18 protein-coding genes are annotated in these 18984 nt (G+C 55.1%); 3 read left to right on the forward strand and 15 right to left on the reverse strand.

What is annotated here, in order from left to right:
• Window positions 1–68 precede the first annotated feature (68 nt).
• The gene (locus PYL13_RS15900) at window positions 69–1061 is read left to right on the forward strand and encodes a sugar-binding transcriptional regulator (protein WP_250982280.1); all 993 of its coding nucleotides are present in this window, start codon (window positions 69–71) and stop codon (window positions 1059–1061) included.
• Between the two features lie 4 nt (window positions 1062–1065).
• On the opposite strand, the gene PYL13_RS15905 is transcribed toward PYL13_RS15900, so the two are convergent.
• The gene (locus PYL13_RS15905; RefSeq protein ID WP_275641951.1) at window positions 1066–1938 is read right to left on the reverse strand and encodes a bifunctional helix-turn-helix domain-containing protein/methylated-DNA--[protein]-cysteine S-methyltransferase; all 873 of its coding nucleotides are present in this window, start codon (window positions 1936–1938) and stop codon (window positions 1066–1068) included.
• 78 nt (window positions 1939–2016) lie between these two features.
• The gene (locus PYL13_RS15910; protein ID WP_275641952.1) at window positions 2017–2514 is read right to left on the reverse strand and encodes a DUF2244 domain-containing protein; all 498 of its coding nucleotides are present in this window, start codon (window positions 2512–2514) and stop codon (window positions 2017–2019) included.
• A 23-nt stretch (window positions 2515–2537) separates the two neighbouring features.
• Here PYL13_RS15910 and nth point away from each other — a divergent pair, with 23 nt between their 5' ends.
• Window positions 2538–3308, forward strand: a complete 771-nt coding sequence (gene nth, locus PYL13_RS15915; protein ID WP_192488015.1) for an endonuclease III — start codon at window positions 2538–2540, stop codon at window positions 3306–3308.
• Here the strand turns inward: nth and PYL13_RS15920 are convergent.
• Entirely contained in the window at window positions 3282–4010 is a 729-nt protein-coding gene (locus tag PYL13_RS15920; RefSeq protein WP_275641953.1) for a sulfate transporter family protein, read from the reverse strand. The genes nth and PYL13_RS15920 overlap by 27 nt on opposite strands.
• 227 nt (window positions 4011–4237) lie before the next feature.
• Between PYL13_RS15920 and PYL13_RS15925 the strand changes: the two genes are divergently transcribed.
• A complete protein-coding gene (locus PYL13_RS15925) occupies window positions 4238–5074 on the forward strand; it encodes a MurR/RpiR family transcriptional regulator (RefSeq protein ID WP_275641954.1) in 837 nt (278 codons plus the stop codon).
• A 36-nt stretch (window positions 5075–5110) separates the two neighbouring features.
• Here PYL13_RS15925 and PYL13_RS15930 read toward each other — a convergent pair whose 3' ends face one another.
• The 12 genes from PYL13_RS15930 to PYL13_RS15985 all read right to left on the reverse strand — a co-directional run bounded on the left by PYL13_RS15930 (window position 5111) and on the right by PYL13_RS15985 (window position 18912).
• A complete protein-coding gene (locus tag PYL13_RS15930; protein WP_275641955.1) occupies window positions 5111–6682 on the reverse strand; it encodes an FGGY-family carbohydrate kinase in 1572 nt (523 codons plus the stop codon).
• 54 nt (window positions 6683–6736) lie between these two features.
• Window positions 6737–7450: an HAD family hydrolase gene (locus PYL13_RS15935; protein ID WP_192488011.1), complete on the reverse strand. Its 714-nt coding sequence runs from the start codon at window positions 7448–7450 to the stop codon at window positions 6737–6739.
• 15 nt (window positions 7451–7465) lie between these two features.
• A complete protein-coding gene (locus tag PYL13_RS15940) occupies window positions 7466–8947 on the reverse strand; it encodes a mannitol dehydrogenase family protein (protein ID WP_275641956.1) in 1482 nt (493 codons plus the stop codon).
• Window positions 8948–9001: 54 nt separating this feature from the next.
• Window positions 9002–10003: an ABC transporter ATP-binding protein gene (locus PYL13_RS15945; RefSeq protein WP_250982287.1), complete on the reverse strand. Its 1002-nt coding sequence runs from the start codon at window positions 10001–10003 to the stop codon at window positions 9002–9004.
• An 11-nt stretch (window positions 10004–10014) separates the two neighbouring features.
• Window positions 10015–10839, reverse strand: coding sequence for a carbohydrate ABC transporter permease (locus PYL13_RS15950; RefSeq protein ID WP_192488008.1), 825 nt, complete (start codon window positions 10837–10839; stop codon window positions 10015–10017).
• An 11-nt stretch (window positions 10840–10850) separates the two neighbouring features.
• Complete coding sequence (locus PYL13_RS15955; RefSeq protein WP_275641957.1) at window positions 10851–11723, reverse strand: carbohydrate ABC transporter permease; 873 nt, start codon at window positions 11721–11723, stop codon at window positions 10851–10853.
• 165 nt (window positions 11724–11888) lie between these two features.
• The gene (locus tag PYL13_RS15960; protein ID WP_275641958.1) at window positions 11889–13202 is read right to left on the reverse strand and encodes an ABC transporter substrate-binding protein; all 1314 of its coding nucleotides are present in this window, start codon (window positions 13200–13202) and stop codon (window positions 11889–11891) included.
• A gap of 140 nt (window positions 13203–13342) precedes the next feature.
• Entirely contained in the window at window positions 13343–14296 is a 954-nt protein-coding gene (locus PYL13_RS15965) for a sugar-binding transcriptional regulator (RefSeq protein ID WP_275641959.1), read from the reverse strand.
• 224 nt (window positions 14297–14520) lie between these two features.
• Entirely contained in the window at window positions 14521–15345 is an 825-nt protein-coding gene (locus PYL13_RS15970) for an ABC transporter permease (protein ID WP_275641960.1), read from the reverse strand.
• Window positions 15342–16292 (reverse strand): ABC transporter permease, encoded by a 951-nt coding sequence (locus PYL13_RS15975; RefSeq protein WP_275641961.1) that lies wholly within the window; start codon window positions 16290–16292, stop codon window positions 15342–15344. The genes PYL13_RS15970 and PYL13_RS15975 overlap by 4 nt, the downstream gene beginning before the upstream one ends.
• Before the next feature lie 56 nt (window positions 16293–16348).
• A complete protein-coding gene (locus PYL13_RS15980) occupies window positions 16349–17884 on the reverse strand; it encodes an ABC transporter substrate-binding protein (protein ID WP_275641962.1) in 1536 nt (511 codons plus the stop codon).
• A gap of 125 nt (window positions 17885–18009) precedes the next feature.
• Window positions 18010–18912: a LysR family transcriptional regulator gene (locus PYL13_RS15985; protein ID WP_275641963.1), complete on the reverse strand. Its 903-nt coding sequence runs from the start codon at window positions 18910–18912 to the stop codon at window positions 18010–18012.
• Window positions 18913–18984 lie beyond the last annotated feature (72 nt).

Here is an 18984-nt window from a genome sequence, read left to right on the forward strand (position 1 = left end):
TGCGCAACGCAATTGACATAAGTTTCACGAAAGTCATACTCGCTGCATAACAAACATTGGTGAAAAGCGTGGCGAAACTCAGACGCGAAACCCACACATCCATTTCCGAAGCCTCGTCCCTACGCCTCAGAGCCGCCTGGCTCTATTATAATCAGGGCATGACGCAGAAGGATGTCGCCGAAAAACTGGGGATCAGCCGGTCCACCGTCATTCGCCTGCTCGACGAGGCCATGAAACGGTCCGAAGTGCAGATCTGGATCAACGAAGGTATCGAAGATTTCATTGAGCTGGCGGGACAGCTCGAAAAAGCCTACGGGCTGGACGAGGCCATCATTGTTCCTTCCCCGGCCAATACGTCGGCACCGGCCATCGCAAAGGCAGTGGGCCTGGCGCTCGGGCAGTTTCTCTCTGAAGCCATCCCGGAAAATGCCACCATAGGCGTTGGTTGGGGGCGTACCATGACAGCGTCGCTTGCGAGCTTCCGCCCACCGCGTCGTGATAACTGCAAAGTGGTTTCTTTGCTGGGAGGTATCGTCGCTGTACACCAGACCAACCCTTTGGATTACACATGGCGACTGGCAAGCCAGCTTGGCGCCGAATGCTACATGTTCCTTGCGCCGCTGCTGGTCGATTCCGTAGAAACCCGCAAAACCCTGATTGAAAAATGCGGGCTGAACACGCTTTACGATCTGGCTGAAAAACTCGACATAGCCATTGTCAGTTGCGGCGACATAGGCCCGCAGTCCACGTCATTGTCCGAAGGTTTTATCAGCCGCCAGACGCTGGAAGAACTGATCGATGCAGGCTGCGTCTGCGATACAATGTTCAACTTCCTCGACAAGGACGGCAATTCCGTTGAACATCCAATCAACCAGCGCGTCATGTCGATCGACCTCGACACGCTGAAGAAAGCAAAGCACATTGTTCTGGCATCCGGTGGCGCGCAGCGTGCTGTCGCCATTCAGGCCACAATACGACGCATCGGCTGCAACACCCTTATAACAGATGAAACAGCCGCACGGGCATTGCTGGCCCTGTCAAACGACTGTTCCGCCGCCTGACATCTCAGGCGTGCGCGGATTCCCAGCCGAGCATGGCCCGTTTACGCGTCAGGCCCCAATGGTAACCGGTCAAGGCACCACTTTTGCCAAGCGCACGGTGGCAGGGCACCACGAATGACACCGGGTTTGCGCCGACAGCGGCACCCACCGCGCGGGACGCCGTGGGCTGGCCAATATCCTGCGCGATGTCGGAATAGGTAACCGCCTTACCAAACGGGATCTTCAACAGGCTTTTCCAGACACGGACCTGAAAATCCGTGCCCAGCAGCACCACGCGAAGCCGCTGGTCGCAACGCCATGCTTGCGGCTCGAAAATACGCGAGGCATAAGGCATGGTGGCAGCAACATCTTCGACGTAATTCGCTTTCGGCCAACGCTGCGCCATATCCTCGAAACAGGCGGCCTCTTCACCGGCATCGGCAAAGGCAACGCCCGCCAGACCACGGTCGGTGACCATGACGAGCGCCAGACCGAATGGAGAGACATGATAACCCCAGCGGATCGTTAGCCCTTCACCCTTGGCCTTCCATTCACCCGGCGACATGGCCTCATGTGTAACGAACAGATCATGCAACCTGCCCGGCCCGGACATGCCAACCTCGATAGAGGTTTCCAGTAGCGGCAACTGTTCCTGCCGCAACAGACGTTTCGCATGATCGAGCGTCACGGCCTGAAGAAACGCTTTCGGTGACAAACCGGCCCACCGCGTGAATGTCTTCTGCAACTGTGTTGGCGATCTGCCCATACGCGCCGCAATCATTTCCAGCGATGGCTGATCACGGTAGTCCACCGTCATGATTTCGATGACCTGCCGGACGGTCTCGTAATCGGAACCGTCAGGTGTGATATCTTCCTGCAAAATAAGATCGGCTTTCATGGCATGTCTCCTTGGGTAACAGAAGACCACGGACGGACGATCATCGCCACCCGTTTCTTGCGTCTGCAAACCATCACGTTAAATTCTGCGTCTTACTCTAGCCAGGGCACCCTTGAATGCTTTCGCAAAGCTTTCGCGATCATCCGGATTGAGAAAGGAGCCGACATCCGTCACGTGCCCCTGCCCTGAAACATGCATGGAGAGGATGCCAAATTCCTCGTGTCGACGCACCCGAAACCTTGTCCAGAACGGGTTGAAAACATGCTCTTCCACCCGCCCAGAAGGAGCGTATTTACGCACCGACAGGCGGGTGCGCCAGATGGTGACTTCCTCCCGTCTGCGCGCGGCCCGATAGTTCAGTTTGAAGGCTCCGTAGAGCAGCAGAAAATCAAGACCGAAGAACACGCCCACCAGCCACGCGCCGGTAACGACAAAAAACACGCCGTAGACGAAGCAGACCATGCCTGTCAGTAACAGCAGCACTCGAAACCCTTTTCGCCCCAGCGAACGGTGTGGCACCAACTGTGCAGCAAAAACCGGTTCATCGTTTATCGTATCCACGTTGCGTTCCCGCATTCCGGCTGGCTATAGATGAAGGCATGACAATAGCGAAGAAACGATCCAGCACCCAAACCTTGCAAAAGTCAAATCAGACTTCTGCGCGTAAAGGACGCACGCCCCGCTCCCTGTATTCGAAGGCAGATCTGGAAGAGATCTTCCGGCGTTTTTCGGTGCAACGACCTGAGCCCAAGGGTGAACTGGAACACACCAATCCCTTCACGCTGCTGGTGGCGGTTGCACTGTCAGCGCAGGCAACGGATATTGGTGTGAACCGGGCAACACGTGCCCTGTTCAAGATCGCCGATACCCCACAAAAAATGCTCGACCTTGGTGAGGAACGGCTGATCGATCACATCAAGACGATCGGACTTTATCGCAACAAGGCCAAGAACGTCATTTCGCTGTCGCGCATGCTGATCGACAATTTCGGCGGCGAGGTGCCAAAAACCCGCGACGAACTTGTCACGCTGCCGGGTGTGGGGCGCAAAACCGCCAATGTGGTAATGTCCATGGCGTTCGGCGTACCAACATTGGCCGTTGATACCCACGTCTTCCGTATTGCCAACCGGCTCTGTCTGGCACCGGGCAAGACCCCGGATGACGTTGAAGACAAGTTGATGAAAATCATACCGGAACAATACCTGTTCCACGCCCATCACTGGTTGATCCTGCATGGACGATACTGCTGCAAGGCCCGCAAACCTGAGTGCGAGCGCTGCGTGATCGCTGATTTATGCAAGTCACCGGAAAAATCCTGCGATATTCCGGCTCCGCTGGTCGAGTTACCGGCCCAACTGTTGCGTGACTAACGGCGGTTCGCGCATGCTGATGGATTTGTGCAAATGCACCATCAGCGAGGCAGCAAACAGTGGCGTCAGCAGGTTCACAAACGGGATGGCCAGAAACAGCGCAATAACAAGGCCGGCGGTAAAGACCGTGGCCGCGTGTTTTGCGCGTAACTGGCGAGCTTCATCGGGCGTCCTGAACCGCATGGCAGCAAATTCAAAAAACTCTCGGCCCAGCAGGTAACCGTTGACCAGAAAGAAAGCGATCAGATTGACGCCGGGAACCAGTAGCAACAACAGCGCGATCAGGTTGCCAAGAATGATCACGCCAAAAAACTTGAGGGAAGCCCAGATGGCCTCACCCATCGGCATGGCACGACCCGGCGCATCCTGCGGATAATCGCGCTTCTCAAGCACTTCGGCCACATCGTCGAGAAACAGACCAGCAATGATGGCCGTTACCGGCGCAATCAGCAAGGCCAGTGCCAGCGCCAGTCCGATGCCTGCGAGAATGGCAAACACAAAACCGAGCCAACCTGCCCAGTCCGGAATACCCGGCAACAGCGTATCGATCCACGGCAGCGCCAGATAAATGAACAGCTGTCTGATGGCCACCCAAAGGCCAGCCAGCACCAGCAGGGTAAGGCCTAATACCTTCCAGAAAACCGAACGTGTCGCGGGCGAAAGAATGTTGGTCAAGGCCAAACGTGTCGCATCAAATATCATTTGGTCCCTCGCAAAGTCACAATTGTTTCCCACATAGGAAGGTAGTGCGGTTATCGCAATGGAGACCCGGGCAAGCATTAATAAAATGTAAATGCAACACCCAAGATTTGGCTTGAAAAAAAGCACTTTCTAATTTAATGTTTATCCCATGACAGCTTATGGGGGAAATAGTTTGCCAACTCATGCGGCACGCTCCCATAGGGGTCGCGATCAACAGGCAAACGGCGTTGGAAAATCTACTCCTGAAACTGACCCGGCTTTTGAAATTCGGAACGCCTTCCGAGCGTAGAATTGCAAAATACCTTCTGGAACATCTCGCGGAATTGCCATTCGAAACGGCTGCGACCTTAGCCCAGCGCCTTAACCTCAGCCCGATGACTGTCGGTCGCTTTATCCGTTCGCTCGGTTATCAGCAGTTCAGCGACATTCGCCAGCATTTGCGCGATCCCGCTTCGTTGCAGCTGCCGCAAACAGACATTGTGGCACCGAGACAACCGGACACGCCGGAAAACGCTCTTTCGGCGCTTTTGCTGCAGCAGGTTCAGTCCATTCAAAACGTCTATGACCTCTGTCGCCAGCCTGTCTGGCAACAAACGCTTGATGCCATTGCTTCCAGCGAAGACGTGTTCATCGTCTCCTGCTGCGATGCGTTTTGCATTTCCGATTACCTGCATTCAAAATTGCTGGAACAGCGTGGCAATGTGCATCACCTGAGAGAAAAAGGTGCGGGTTATATCGCAGTTTTTGACGGCAAACCTGCGAACACCACGCTGATTATCGTGGATTGCGGCGGTAACCCGGCGCATGTCCAGCGTCTCGGACATGAGGCAGTCAAAGCCGGTTACACCGTCGTATTGATCACCGGTCGTTATTACGAATGGGGTCCGGGCAGTGCCAGTATCTGCCTGATGATTCCGCTGGTGCCGATGACCGATCATGGCAGTGCCATTCAGCTGCTGTCGATGATCGAGTTTCTGGCCTGTGCCGTCACAAAACAGCTGCAGAGCGAAAACGAGGATCGCACCCAGCGGCTGATGGAATTGAGCCGGGCCCTAGCGTTCTGAAACGGTCAAACCCCTGGCATCGCAAAACATAGGGTGTCAAAGACTTTCGAGTTCTTCACGATGTCGCTGCATGGCCATAAACCGTCGATAATCACGGTCATAACCACCGGTCAGACCCGGATTGGGCCGCAACATCTCACCTGCCGAATGCATGGCCTTACCGGCAGCAAAAAGATCGGCATGCACGCCACCGGCCGAGGCCGCCGTCATTGCCGTGCCGAGCAGCACGGCATCAACCGTTTTTGACATCACGATATTGCGACCTGTCACATCGGCATAAAGCTCCATCAGCAACCTGCTGTGCACATGACCACCCGTCACATGCAGCGTATCGATGTGGTAGCCGGTGTCTTCCATCGCTTCGAGAATATGCCGCGTGCCAAGCGCGATGGACACGGCTGTTCGCCAATAGAGGCGGCAGAGCCCGTCGAAGGACATATCCAGCGTCAGACCGCTGACAACACCCAACGCATGGGGATCCGCCAAGGGGGATCGATTGCCATGAAAGTCAGGCAGCACATGCAGCCGACTACCAAACTCCGCCCCCTCCTTCACCCGCAATTGCTGCACGCGTTGCTCTATACGCTGGTGCAAACCGGTCTCAGGTTTACCACCAGCTGCATGCATCTGCACGATGTAGTCGAGTAGGCCGCCACTGACCGATTGCCCACCCTCGACCAGCCAATGGCCGGGCAGCACACAATCCCAATACGGTCCCCACAGGCTGTGGCCCGGCTTGGGTTTTTCCGTAAAGGCAACAAGACAACTGGATGTGCCGGCAATCAGCGCGGCATGCTGCTCGATATCATTTTTCAGGCAACCGCCCAAAGCGCCAAGCGCGCCCGCATAGGCATCAATCATGCCTGCAGCCACCTTGCAGCCGGTATCAAGCCCAAGCTGCTGTGCGGCTTCGGCCGAGACAAATCCAATGCTTGTCCCCGGCCCAATGGCCGATGACGGCAAACCGCCGCGCGACAGCAAATCCTCAAGACCGGCCATTGCCAGATAATCTCCGGACCAGCCACCATCATGCGCCAGAAAATTCCACTTGGCCGTGAGCGTGCACAGTGACCGGTTGGCCGAACCCGAGGCTTTCCAGGTCAGAAAGTCTGCCAGATCAAAAAAGTAACCCGAACGCTGCCAGGTTTCCGGCATTTGTTGCTTCAGCCACATCAGCTTGGGGATTTGCATTTCCGGTGAAATTGACTGGCCGGAAAATTCCAGAACCGGATGGCCGGAAGCGGATAAAAAGTCACTTTGGGCCAGAGCACGGTGATCAAGCCAGACAATCGTGTCAAAACGGTCTTCACCCGTGACCGAAACAGTAACCGGCTCACCTTTTTTACCACGCACAACCAGCGAACAGGTCGCATCGAACCCGATGGCAGCAACTTGGCCCGCGGTTACCTTCGCAATATCAAGGGCTTCACGCACGCAGCGGCAAACAACCCGCCAGATTTCTTCCGACTGGTGTTCCGCATGGTTTTCCTGTGGCCTGCTCATGGAAATTGGATGTGCGACACGCGAAAGCAAGGCGCCCTTCACTGTGAAAACGCCGACACGTGCGCTGCCGGTGCCCACATCGACCGCCACGAGAAACTCACGCATACGGATAATTCCCACCCCTTGGCATCATTCAAAAACCGGACCCTGAATCAGGCTTCAAGAACGCATCGGTCTTTCGTTGGTTGCATGACCGTTTTTTGTAAATTGACTGACAAGGTGGACCAAATCGTCCATGTCGTCAAACATGCCGTGCGGTTGCAGGATTTCAATTTTTTGACGAAAGGCTGGAAAGCGGGCGTGGCTTGCCCCGGTAAATGCAAGAACAGTCATGCCAGCGGCCTTTGCAGCGATGATACCGGCAGGGCTGTCTTCCACGACAATGCAGTCCGATGGGCTGGTCTGCATGTTTTCAGCAGCAAACAGAAACAGGTCAGGTGCCGGTTTACCGTTTTTGACCATGGTCGCGCTGAAAATATGCGGCTCCAGCTTGTCAAGCAGACCAGTCAGGCCAAGGGAAAAACGAATGCGCTCCGGCTGGCTGGATGACGCAACACAACGGCGGCACTCAAGATTATCCAGTGCCTGTGCAACACCGGTGACAGGTTTGAGATCTGTGCGAAAGCGTTCATAAAGAAGGCTGCGCATGTGGTCGAGAAAGTCGATATCGGTTTCAACCCCGTAATCATTCCACAGGGTTGAAATCATGCTCGCGACGCTGCGCCCGAGGAAACGATCATACGCGTCCTCTTCTGAAATATGCACGCCGAGATGGGAAAGCATCTCGATCAGAACGGCAATCGACAGCGGCTCACTATCAACAAGAACGCCATCGCAATCGAAAATCAGCAGAGGAGTGTTTTCGTTATGCATGGCGCATCTCTTTTGTCAGCTGGTGAGCTTGTTTTGCAGATAAAGTTCAAGTGTCTTTGCCGTACCTTGGCTCCACAGTGTCCGCAAGGCATGCGCGAAGCGTTTGCGGAAAAGTTCTGACTTGGCGACCTCGCCAAAGATGTCATCAAACACCAGGAATGCCGACGGATCGTCCTTCGCCTTGATCGCTGCAGCCTGCAGGCGCTCGGCGCTGGCGTCGTTAAATACGATCTTCTGGCCGCTATCGGACGTGCCGTGGAAATACCGGCACCAGAGCGCCGAAACCAGCGACAGGCCAACAATATCCTCACCGCGGGCCAGACGATCAGCCGTCGATGGCAAAATGAATTTTGGCTGACGGTTGGAGCCATCCTGCGCCAGACGCGGAATGGTGTCGCCAATTTTCGGGTTGGAGAAACGTCGCTCGATCAGATCGAAATAGGCGTTGAGGTCAGTATCCGGCACCGGCGGGATAACCGGAATGATTTCGTCTTTTTCCAACTTGGCAAGGAAAGCCCGGATCAGCGGATGTTCCATCGCCTCATGCACAAAGTGGATGTCCAGCAATGCTGCAGGATAGGCAATGGCGGCATGACCACCATTGAGAATGCGGATTTTCATATGCTCGTAAGGTGCGACTTCGGGCACGAACTGCACACCGGCCTTTTCAAGCTTCGGACGGCCCGCCGGGAAATTGTCTTCCATCACCCACTGTTTGAACTCTTCGCAGAACACCGGCCAGTTGTCCTCAATGGCAAAATCATCACGGGCAATGTTGATTTCCCGTTCACCGGTTGCCGGCGTGATGCGGTCCACCATCGAGTTGGGGAAGGAAACATTGGCTTTGATCCAGTCTGCGAACGCCGGATCGGACAGCTTCGCAAGACCAACCACTGCATTCTGGGTCACTTTGCCATTATGCGGAATGTTATCGCAAGACATCACGGTAAACGGCTGAATGCCGCGCTCCTGGCGCGCCTTCAAACCGGCCACAATAAAACCGAACACCGTCTTGGGTGCGGCCGGATTGCGGCCATCCTCGACAATGGCAGGATGTGCCGGATTAAACGAACCGGACGCATCGATGAAATAGCCACCCTCGGTAATCGTCATCGAGACGATACGGATCTTGGGATCTGCCAATGTTTCAACGGTCGTATTAATATCGCCGACTTTCAGAATATCGATCATCGGCCCCGTCACCCGGGCAGCCGTACGGTTGTTATCCTGCTCAACCACCGTCGTCAGGAAATCCTGCGCCGCAAGTTTTTCGCGCATCGCGGTGTCGGATGGTAATACGCCTGCACCAATGATCGCCCAGTCATGATCATGACCTTCATTGAACAGGTCATCCAAATAGACGGCCTGATGAGCGCGGTGAAAATTGCCAACGCCGAAATGCACAATACCAGCAGAGAGTTGCGCACGGGAATAGGCAGGAACAGAGGCGGTCGCTTTTACCTGATCGAGTGTTGCCAGAGAGAGTTTGCAGGTCATGGTACTATCCTCGATAGGAAACATTATTCGTGAAGCCAGGAGCCTGAGCCAAGCTCAGGCAATGGCGATACCCCGCTCGTCGAAACGATGCAGCTTGCCTTCATCCGGCGTCAGGAAAACCGTGTCGCCGTGTTTGCATTGGAATTCGCCGCCAGCACGTGCCGTGATGCTGCCAATGCCTTCAACATCAAGGTGCAGGAACGTGTCTGAGCCCAGATGTTCCGCCACCACGACCTTGCCTTTCCAGACGCCGCTTTCATGCGACAGTGAAATGTGCTCAGGCCGCACTCCGACGGTCGCCGCATTCTTCGATTGGGCGTAAGCACCCTTGAAAAGGTTCATGCGTGGGGAACCGATAAAACCTGCCACGAACAGGTTGGCAGGAGAACGGTAAAGCTCCATCGGGGAGCCAACCTGCTCGATGTTACCGCGGTTAAGCACCACGATCTTGTCAGCCATGGTCATGGCTTCCACCTGATCGTGCGTGACGTAAATCATCGTTGTTTTCAGCGTGTTATGCAGCTGGGAGATTTCCAGACGCATGGTGCCGCGCAACGCCGCGTCCAGGTTGGAAAGAGGTTCATCAAACAGGAACGCCGATGGCTCGCGCACAATCGCACGACCAATCGCCACACGCTGGCGCTGGCCGCCGGAAAGCTGCGAAGGCCGACGCTCCAGATAATCGGTCAGATTGAGGATACCAGCCGCATCGGTGACCTTCTTGTCGATGGCAGCCTTGTCCATCTTGGCCATTTTCAACGGAAAGCCGATATTGTTGCGCACACTCATATGCGGATAAAGCGCATAGGACTGGAACACCATGGCAAGACCGCGCTCGGCCGGTGCCGTTTCCGTCACGTCCTTGCCATCGATAATGATCTGGCCACCGGTCACATCTTCCAGTCCGGCAATCAGGCGCAGCAGCGTGGACTTGCCACAGCCGGACGGTCCGACGAACACCACGAACTCACCATCGTTGATATCGAGATCGATGGAAGGAATAACCTTGGCCTCACCAAAGGCTTTCGAGACTTTTCTGAGAGAAATGCTGCCCATTGTTTTTATCCTTATTTGACCGCGCCGAAGGTGAGGCCGCGAACGAGTTGCTTCTGGGAAAACCAGCCAAGAACGAGGATTGGTGCAATCGCCATCATGGATGCTGCCGAAAGCTTTGCCCAAAATAGACCCTGAGGGCTGGAGAAAGACGCGATGAACGCCGTCAACGGAGCAGCATTCGTGGTCGTAAGACGGATGGTCCAGAAGGACTCGTTCCATGCCAGGATGACATTCAGCAGAAGCGTAGATGCGATACCCGGCACTGCCATCGGTGTCAGCACATGCACGATTTCATTCCAGAGTGAGGCGCCATCCATTCTGGCCGCTTCGAGAATTTCACCCGGGATTTCACGGAAGTAGGTGTAAAGCATCCAGACCACGATCGGCAGGTTGATCAACATCAGCATGACGGTCAGACCGATGCGGGAATCCAGCAGACCGGCATCACGGAACATCAGGTAGATCGGCACCAGCACAGCAACAGCAGGCATCATCTTGGTGGAAAGCATCCACATCAGAATATCCTTGGTGCGCTTGGTCGGCGAAAATGCCATTGCCCAGGCCGCCGGTATAGCAACGATCAGCGCCAGGATGGTTGAGCCAACCGACAGGATGACCGAGTTCATGAACGGCTTGAAATAGTCCCGCTGCGTGTTGACGGTGACATAGTTTTCAAACGTTCCCGATGGCCAGAGGCTGAAGCCGGCAATTGCTTCCGGCTCGGTCTTTATGCTGGTGATGAATGCGTAGAGAATGGGGAAAAAGATAATCAGCGCAACAGCCCAGGCAGCAATTGTCAGACCGATTTTTCTTCCTTTGGTAATTTGGCGAGCCATGACAAAGCCTCCTATCGGTCCAGGTTCTTGCCAACGGCGCGCATCAGGAAGATGGCAACCACATTGGCCAGTACAACGGCGATGATACCGCCAGCGGAAGCTCCGCCTACATCATAGCCCAGCAAAGCTGTGCGGTAGATGAGGAAGGCAAGATTGGTCGAAGCGTAGCCCGGGCCGCCATTGGTCGTGACAAGGATTTCCGCATAGACGCCAAGCAGGAAGATCGTCTGGATAAGGATGACGACAGTAATTGCGCGCGCCAGATGCGGCAGCACCAGATAAATGAACCGGTTGATGAAGTTGGCACCGTCCATTTCGGCCGCTTCCTTCTGTTCACCGTCAAGCGATTGCATGGCCGTCAACAGAATGAGCGTTGCGAAAGGCAACCACTGCCACGCGACGATGATAACAATTGATAACAATGGAAACTGTGAAAACCAGTCGACCGGTTGAAACCCGAATAACCTGTTCAAGTCCGCCAGCACCCCATAACCGGGATGCATGATCATGTTTTTCCAGATCAGCGCGGCGACCGGCGGCATGACGAAAAACGGCGAGATAATCATGATACGCACGATGCCCTGACCGAAAATCGGCTGGTCGAGCAACAGTGCAATGGCGATGCCACCGATGACGGTGATCAGCAGCACGCCGCCAACGATCACCAGCGTGTTCCAGATCGACTGGAAAAAGGCCGGATCGGTGTAGAAGAACTTGTAATTGAACAGACCTGCGAAACTGACATTGGCCGGGTTCAGCAGATTATAGTTCTGGAAAGAGAACCAGAGCGTCATTGCCAGCGGCACGATCATCCAGACCAGCAGCAGCAAAACGGAGGGCGCCATCATCACGCGCGCCAGATTTTTTGTATTTTGCGTAGCCATCGATGCGGCTCCCTCCCAATGACGTTCCTTGTTTGATCAGCAAACAACGTCTGGCATTTTCTTGTTTTGAATGGGTGTCAACGCAGGCCCATGCCCGACCAACTCAAGCAGTCAGTGCATGCCCACTGCCCGGCACCAGGTGCCGGACAGTGGTCTTCAGGAGGATTACTTGATGTAACCGGAGCGGGTCATTTCGCGCGTCGCGGTGGACTGCGCGCCGGCAAGGGCGTCATCAACGCTGGACTGACCGGCAACCACAGCAGAGAAAAGCTGGCCAACCGTTGTACCGAGTGCCTGGAACTCAGGAATAGCCACGAACTGGCCACCTGTGTACGGCACTGGCTTCACCGTTGGTTTGGTTATGTCAGCCGCATCCATCGCTGCAAGGGTCGGCTCGGCAAATGGAGCCGCCTTCTTGTATTCTTCGTTCTTATAGAGCGAGGTGCGTGTGCCCGGAGGAACGTTTGACCAGCCTTCCTTAGCGGCTACAAGCGCGGTGTAATCCTTGCTTGTTGCCCACGAAATGAATTTTTCGGCAGCTTCCGACTTCTGCGAGCTGGCAGGAATGGCAAGGTTCCAGGACCACAACCAGTTGCCGTGGTTCTTCAATTCACCCTGCGTTGGGAACAGCGCATAGCCGACCTTGTCAGCAACGGTAGAATCCTTCGGGTTGGACACGAAGGAGGCAGCAACCGTGGCATCAATCCACATGCCGCATTTGCCCTGCTGGAACAATGTCAGGTTTTCGTTGAAGCCGTTGGAGGAGGCACCGGAAGGACCGGCATCCTTCATCAGGTCTACGTAGAACTGAAGGGCATTTTTCCACTCAGGCTGATCGAACTGCGGTTTCCAGTTTTCATCGAACCAGCGACCACCGTAAGAATTGGCAAGAGCAGTGATGAACGCCATGTTCTCACCCCAGCCAGCCTTGCCGCGAAGGCACATGCCGTTGATGTCTGCAGAACGATCGGTAATCTTGCGTGCAGCATCGCCAATGAATTCCCATGTCGGGTTTTCCGGCATCTTCAGACCAGCTTTTTCGAACAGGTCCTTGCGGTACATGATCATCGCGGATTCGCCATAGAACGGCGCCGCGTAAAGTTTGCCCTCAACCGACAGACCACCGCGGATAGCAGGCAGAAGGTCATCAACGTCGTAGTTATCGCCCAGCTTCTCAAGAGGAAGAAGCCAGCCCTGCTTGGCCCAGATTGGAACTTCGTAGTTGCCAATTGTCAGCACGTCATACTGACCGCCCTTGGTGGCAATGTCCGTGGTGACGCGTTCACGCAGAACGTTCTCTTCCAGCGTAACCCATTCCAGCTTGATGTCTGGGTTCTTGGACGTGAAGTCTTCCGTCAGACCCTGCATACGGATCATGTCGCCATTGTTGACGGTTGCGATGGTGAGGGTTTCAGCCGAAGCCATGCCCGCAAAGGCGAGCGCCGAGCATGCGCCCAGCAAAATTGTTTTCAATGTCATATCTTCCTCCCAGAAGAAAATTGAGCATTCGCTTTGCTCCAGGGCAATTACTCACTTAAGGCAAGATAAAGTCAAGCCCCGCCCTGTCACATTGATGCGACCGGCAATTAACGACATGAAAACGAATAATTATTTTTTGCTCAGTGAGAGAGCAAATATTCGGCAGCACGTTCGTCGGTAATCAAACCATTGAGCAAACGTCCCCGCAAAGCAGCCAGCATGGGCAGTAATTTACGTTGCCCCTGCGCGATGCCAATAACGACAGAAGTGTCGCGAGACGGAAGCGGCACACTCGCGACGCGCTGGTTAACGACGTTGTCGAGGATGTGGCCATTCTCATCATACATCCAGCCGCAGATTTCCCCGGCTGCACCCTGAGCAACAAGTGCCCTCATCTCGTCGACACCAAGGAAACCATCGAGACACAGAGGCGCGTTCTCACCCATTTCACCAACACCGACAAAGGTCACGTCAGCGGCTGTGCCCAACGCCAGGGTCGAGCGGACAAGCGGTTGATCATGCAGCAGCTCGCGCTCCTCGGGCGAAGAACATAAAACCGGCAGCGGCATTGGAAAGTGGCGCGCCTTGATGGCATCAGCCATGCTGAAGATGACGTTGTAATAGGCGGCGGAGCCATCTGGTCCGATATTACCGGTCAACGAAACGATCCGGTGCTGCGGGCACTCCATCGGCGGCAATTGATCCACTGCGACTTTCAGCGTGCGGCCGGTACCCACCGCAAGCACGATAGGGTCTGGCCGTTTCAACCATCGCTCGATCTCTGCCGCTGCGGCCTCGCCAATACCGACCGTGCTCGAAATCCCCTCGGGGTCGCTCGGTACCACCTCAATATATCGAAGGTCGAATTTCTGACGCAGGGCTTCTGCCTTTTCAAGGCATGCAGCGATGGGATGATCCAGCCGGACTTTAATGAGACGCTCAGCCACTGCCAGCGACACGAGACGCTGCGCGGTCTGGCGCGAAATGCTCATGGCAGCAGCTATTTCATCCTGCGTGCGTCCAGCAACATAATAGAGCCAGCCAGCACGTGCTGCATCATCCAGACGACTGCCAGTCTCGGACCGCTTTGCCATTCAACAGCGCCTTTCTCAAGAATCCCGCCCTGTTTTGCTGCCATTATTTGCAGGCCGCTGTCAAACAGTGCCTGTCAGGATACGCCTGATAATCATGTTGCACCACGCATTAACAGGCAAATTGACAGTGGCAACGACGGTCACTATGAACAACAGGCGTCAATTAGAAAATAAAAGCAAAAACAGATAGATAAATGTTGCTACTATATTCAGGGGTGCCGATTTCAGGTTGAGCGCGAGCGAGGATCCAACAAGTCTCGCAAACCATCTCCCAACATATTGAAACCAAGCACGGCAAGCGCAATGGCAATACCCGGCATGATGGCAAGCCACGGCGCCACACCCAGATAAGTTTGTGCTTCCGACAGCATACGACCCCAGGTTGGGGTTGGTGGTGGCATGCCAAGACCAAGGAAACTCAGGCCCGTTTCGGTGAGAATGGCAAGACCAAGTTGGATTGTAATCTGCACAGTAATGATATGGGCAATATTCGGCAGAATATGCGCCTGCGTGATCTGCAGACGACTGCGCCCCATGGCAATGGCTGCGGTAACATAATCACGCGTCCAGATTTGAAGCGCTGAGCCCAGCGTCAATCGCGCAAACACCGGCACCATGAACACGGCAATCGCGACGATGGCCGTGAAACGTCCGGCACCAATAAATGCGCCAAGCATCATCGCCGAAAGGATGGGCGGTAAAGCAAAGATGATATCGCACAGGCGCATGACGACGTTTTCTGTCACGCCTCGTTTGGCGGCCACCACAACACCGATCAGGCTGCCAACACTGGCACCGAGCGCCACGGCAATCAGCGAGATCGAAAGTGAGTTCCAAGCGCCCACCATCAGCATCGACAGAACGTCACGCCCGAAATGATCCGTGCCAAGCAACCCCTGCTCCAGCGGTGCCTTGAGCTTGTTGGCGATCTGCATTTTCGTGGGCGAATACGGCGTCCAGAATAGCGACAACACGGCCATGGCCAGCAACAGCATGGTTATGACCAAACCGCTCATGAAGATCGGGCGACGTATAGCGGATATCGTCATGACACCTGCTCTCTCAAGCGAGGGTCGATGAAGAGGTAAGCCAGATCGACAAGGAAATTCATGATGATAACCAGAGCGCAGAAAAACATGATCACGCTTTGCATGACAATGATATCACGCTGTGTCAGGGCCTGATAGGCAAGCCTGCCCAATCCGGGCAGGTTGAAAACATTCTCGACAAGTACAGTTCCGGCAATCAGGAATGTGAACTGCAATCCGATCATCGTCACCACAGGAACCAGCGCGTTGGGCACTGCGTGGCGCCAGATGGTGGCAGCCTCGCTTAAACCCTTGGCGCGCGCCGTGCGGACATAATCCTCATTCAGCACTTCCAGCACGGCCGACCGGCTGACCCGTGTCAGCACACCGGCCTGTGAAAGCGCCAGTGCAACCGCTGGCATGACAAGCGCCTGCAAACTGGCAGCAATGCCAGCCTGCCAGCCGGGAAAACCACCGGCTGGCATCCAGCCCAGCAATGTTGAAAACAGAATGATCAGCAACAGCCCAACCCAGAAACCGGGCACCGCTATGCTGACATAAGAGAACATGCCAGCCACCACATCAAACGCCCTGTTGCGGTTTCTGGCCGCATGCACACCGAGTGGCAAGGCAATGGCGATGGACAGCACAATAGCCATCAACGCCAGTGGCACTGTGACCTTCAGCCGTTCCAGAACAAGACCCGTCACCGGCACGCCATAGGTGATGGACTGCCCGAGATCGCCCTGCAAAACACCGGCCAGCCAGTGCAGATAGCGCAGTGGCAACGGCTGGTCCAAGCCAAGTTGTTGTTGAAGGGCCGCAAGTGTTTCTGGACTTGCCGATGTTCCAAGCATGATGGCCGCCGGATCACCCGGCAGCAGCCCCATCACAAAAAAGATCAGCACGGAGACGACAGCTAGGGTCAGCATCAGATTGAGAAGACGGCGACCGACGAGTTTCAGCATAATACCTTCCACAACACGGCGGTCACACCACGTCTCTCAACCTGTAAACTAAAGGGTTACTCTTCCCAATGAACGTCGCTCAGGACGTTAGACGGAATAGGTTCGTTTTCCCATAATCCCTTCAGCTTCCCGTCCCAGACGCCCAGTTTTGGCATCACGAACAGGAACAGCGCTGGCACATCCTTGGCCAGAATTTCCTGTGCGTCTTCGTAGAGCGCATCCTGCTGGGCAATGTCAGGCGTCATCTCGACATTGCGGATGATCTCATTGAAGGCCGGGTTGCGATAATTGAAGTAGTAGGGATCCCGTGAGTAGATATCGATGTCCATCGGCTCGGCATGCGCGACAATGGTCATGTCGTAGTCTGCACCCTTCAGCACATCGGAAACCCATTTGGCCGGAAACTCCGTCGTTTCGATATTCATCGTTACGCCAATTTCCGCAAACATCGCCTGAAGGACTTGCGATGTACGCTGGGAATAGGCCATCTGTGGCGCCTTGATCGTAAACGTCAGGCCATTGGCGTACCCGGCCTCAGCCAGCAGTGCCTTCGCCTTTTCAGGGTCGTACGGGTATGTGCCGGTCATATCGACATAGGCGCGGTCATTGGGCGTGTAGTGGCTGCCAATCGCCGTACCATAACCAGACCATGCACCTTCTATAACGGCTGAACGATCCACGGCCATCATCAGGGCCTGACGAACCCGCTTGTCGTCAAAAGGCTTGCGGGTATTGTTCATTCCCGCAACAACCTTCAATTCGGTATTGCCGATGACGGTCACCAGACGCTTGTCGCCACCAAAGGAATGCATCAGTTCCGGTGCACCAAACTCCGGAAACGCATCAACATCACCAGCTTTGAGGGCTGCAGCCTGCGCTTGCGGGTCGGTGATGAAACGGAAAGTCGCCTTTTCAAGCTGGATCGATGCGGAGCTGTCCCAATAAGCATCGTTGCGAACCAGTTCGACCTTGTCGCCCTTGGCCCAGTTCACAAACTTGAATGGTCCGGTACCGACGGGCGTGGTCTTGTTGTTCTCCGCAGATTTCGGAGCAACCATTACCGATGCCGGCCAGCCCAGCCAGTACAGCAGACTGCCGGCGGGTTGCTTCAGTTTGATGACGAGAGTGGTGGCATCAGGCGTGTCGATCGTATCAATCGAGGTAAAGAACCGTTTTTGCGGGTTAACCGATGCATCGCCACGCGCCCGGTCCAGCGCAAACTTGGCAACGGACGAATCGAACGCTTCGCCATCATGGAAGCTGACACCACTGTGCAGCTTGAATGTGTAGGTCTTGCCATCGTCAGATATCGTCCAGCTTTCAGCCAGCTGTGGCTGGATCTTGCCGTCATGGTCGATGCGGACCAGACCTTCAAAAATATTCTGCCATGTCACCTGACCGATAGCGACAGGTGCGGCAATGGTCGGATCAAGCCCTGCTGGCTCTATGCCCATGCCAAGAGCAAGCGTGGTCTTGGGTGCAGCCAATACGGGTGCAGGAACAAAAGACAGTGCCAGCATACCACTGAACGCAATGCCAAGCGCGACACGCCGCGTCAGCTGTACCGGCTGAGAAAAAGAACTGCGCATCATTATCCCCCGTTAGGCGGCAACAGCAAAGAAACACACTGGCCGTATATTCGCAAAATCGCGCAAACATTTTGTGTTCATCGCGTTGCCGAAATCGCTACACGAAGTCTGGGGTAGAAATCAACCACCTACTTTGAAATAGATTGCTGCATAAAGTGCTCGATGAAATCGGCAAGTGTTGAAGCGGCGAAGGACAGCTCCCGGTCTGGCGCAACACAAAGCTCGACATAAGTGCGAACGCCCTTTGTGCCAACAAGGGGAATTGCCACCATCTGCCCGGACTTGATCTCGCGTTTGACCGCCATGGCAGGCAATACGGTCACGGCGGTTTCATCAAGGACGAGCTCTTTCAGAATTTCGAGTGAACTTGCCGTTACCACCGGTTCACAAGAAATCCCGGCCTCTCCAAACAGAGCATCAAAGGCCTGTCGTGCCGCAAAATTCCTTTCCGGAAGCGCCAATGGCAGGGTCGCAAGGTCTGCGAGTGATATGCCATCTTTACTGGCAAGAGCATGGCCAGCCGGGAGAATGACATCATAGGCGATTTCGCGACGGGCGCGGATTTTGACCTCAGCGGTCTTTGGCGCAAACAGCGTGATGGCAATATCGGCCTGCGCGGAGACAAGCGCATCGATGGCCTGACGGGCGCTGGTGATCCGCACTTCAAAACGCAGTTTGGGATAGGTCCGGCTAAACTGCGCAAGAACCGGTGCAAGCAGGCTCGAAACCGCCGCGCCATTGGCATAGATTGTTACCTGTCCACGCTCTAGCCCCTTCAGGTCATCGATCAGCTGATGGACCTGATCGAGTTCACGCAGGGTCTTACCTGCCCGTGCGGCCAGAAATTCACCGGCAGCCGTCAGCGTCACACCCCGGCTGGATCGTTCCACGAGTTGTGTTCCGAAATACTCTTCGAGATTTTCAATCTGGCGGCTGATGGCGGTTGGCGCAACGTTGAGGTTTTCCGCTGCCGCACGCATCGAGTTGGTGCGCACCAGTTCGTCGAAATACAGCAATGCACGCAGGTTCATCCGGCAGAAATCCTTCTAAAACGGGCGGAGCATAGGGGAGATAATGTCACGCGAAAACATCTCATTCCTGAC

Origin of the sequence: Agrobacterium sp. Azo12 (assembly GCF_029193765.2) — a bacterium.
Taxonomy (GTDB): Bacteria; Pseudomonadota; Alphaproteobacteria; order Rhizobiales; family Rhizobiaceae; genus Agrobacterium.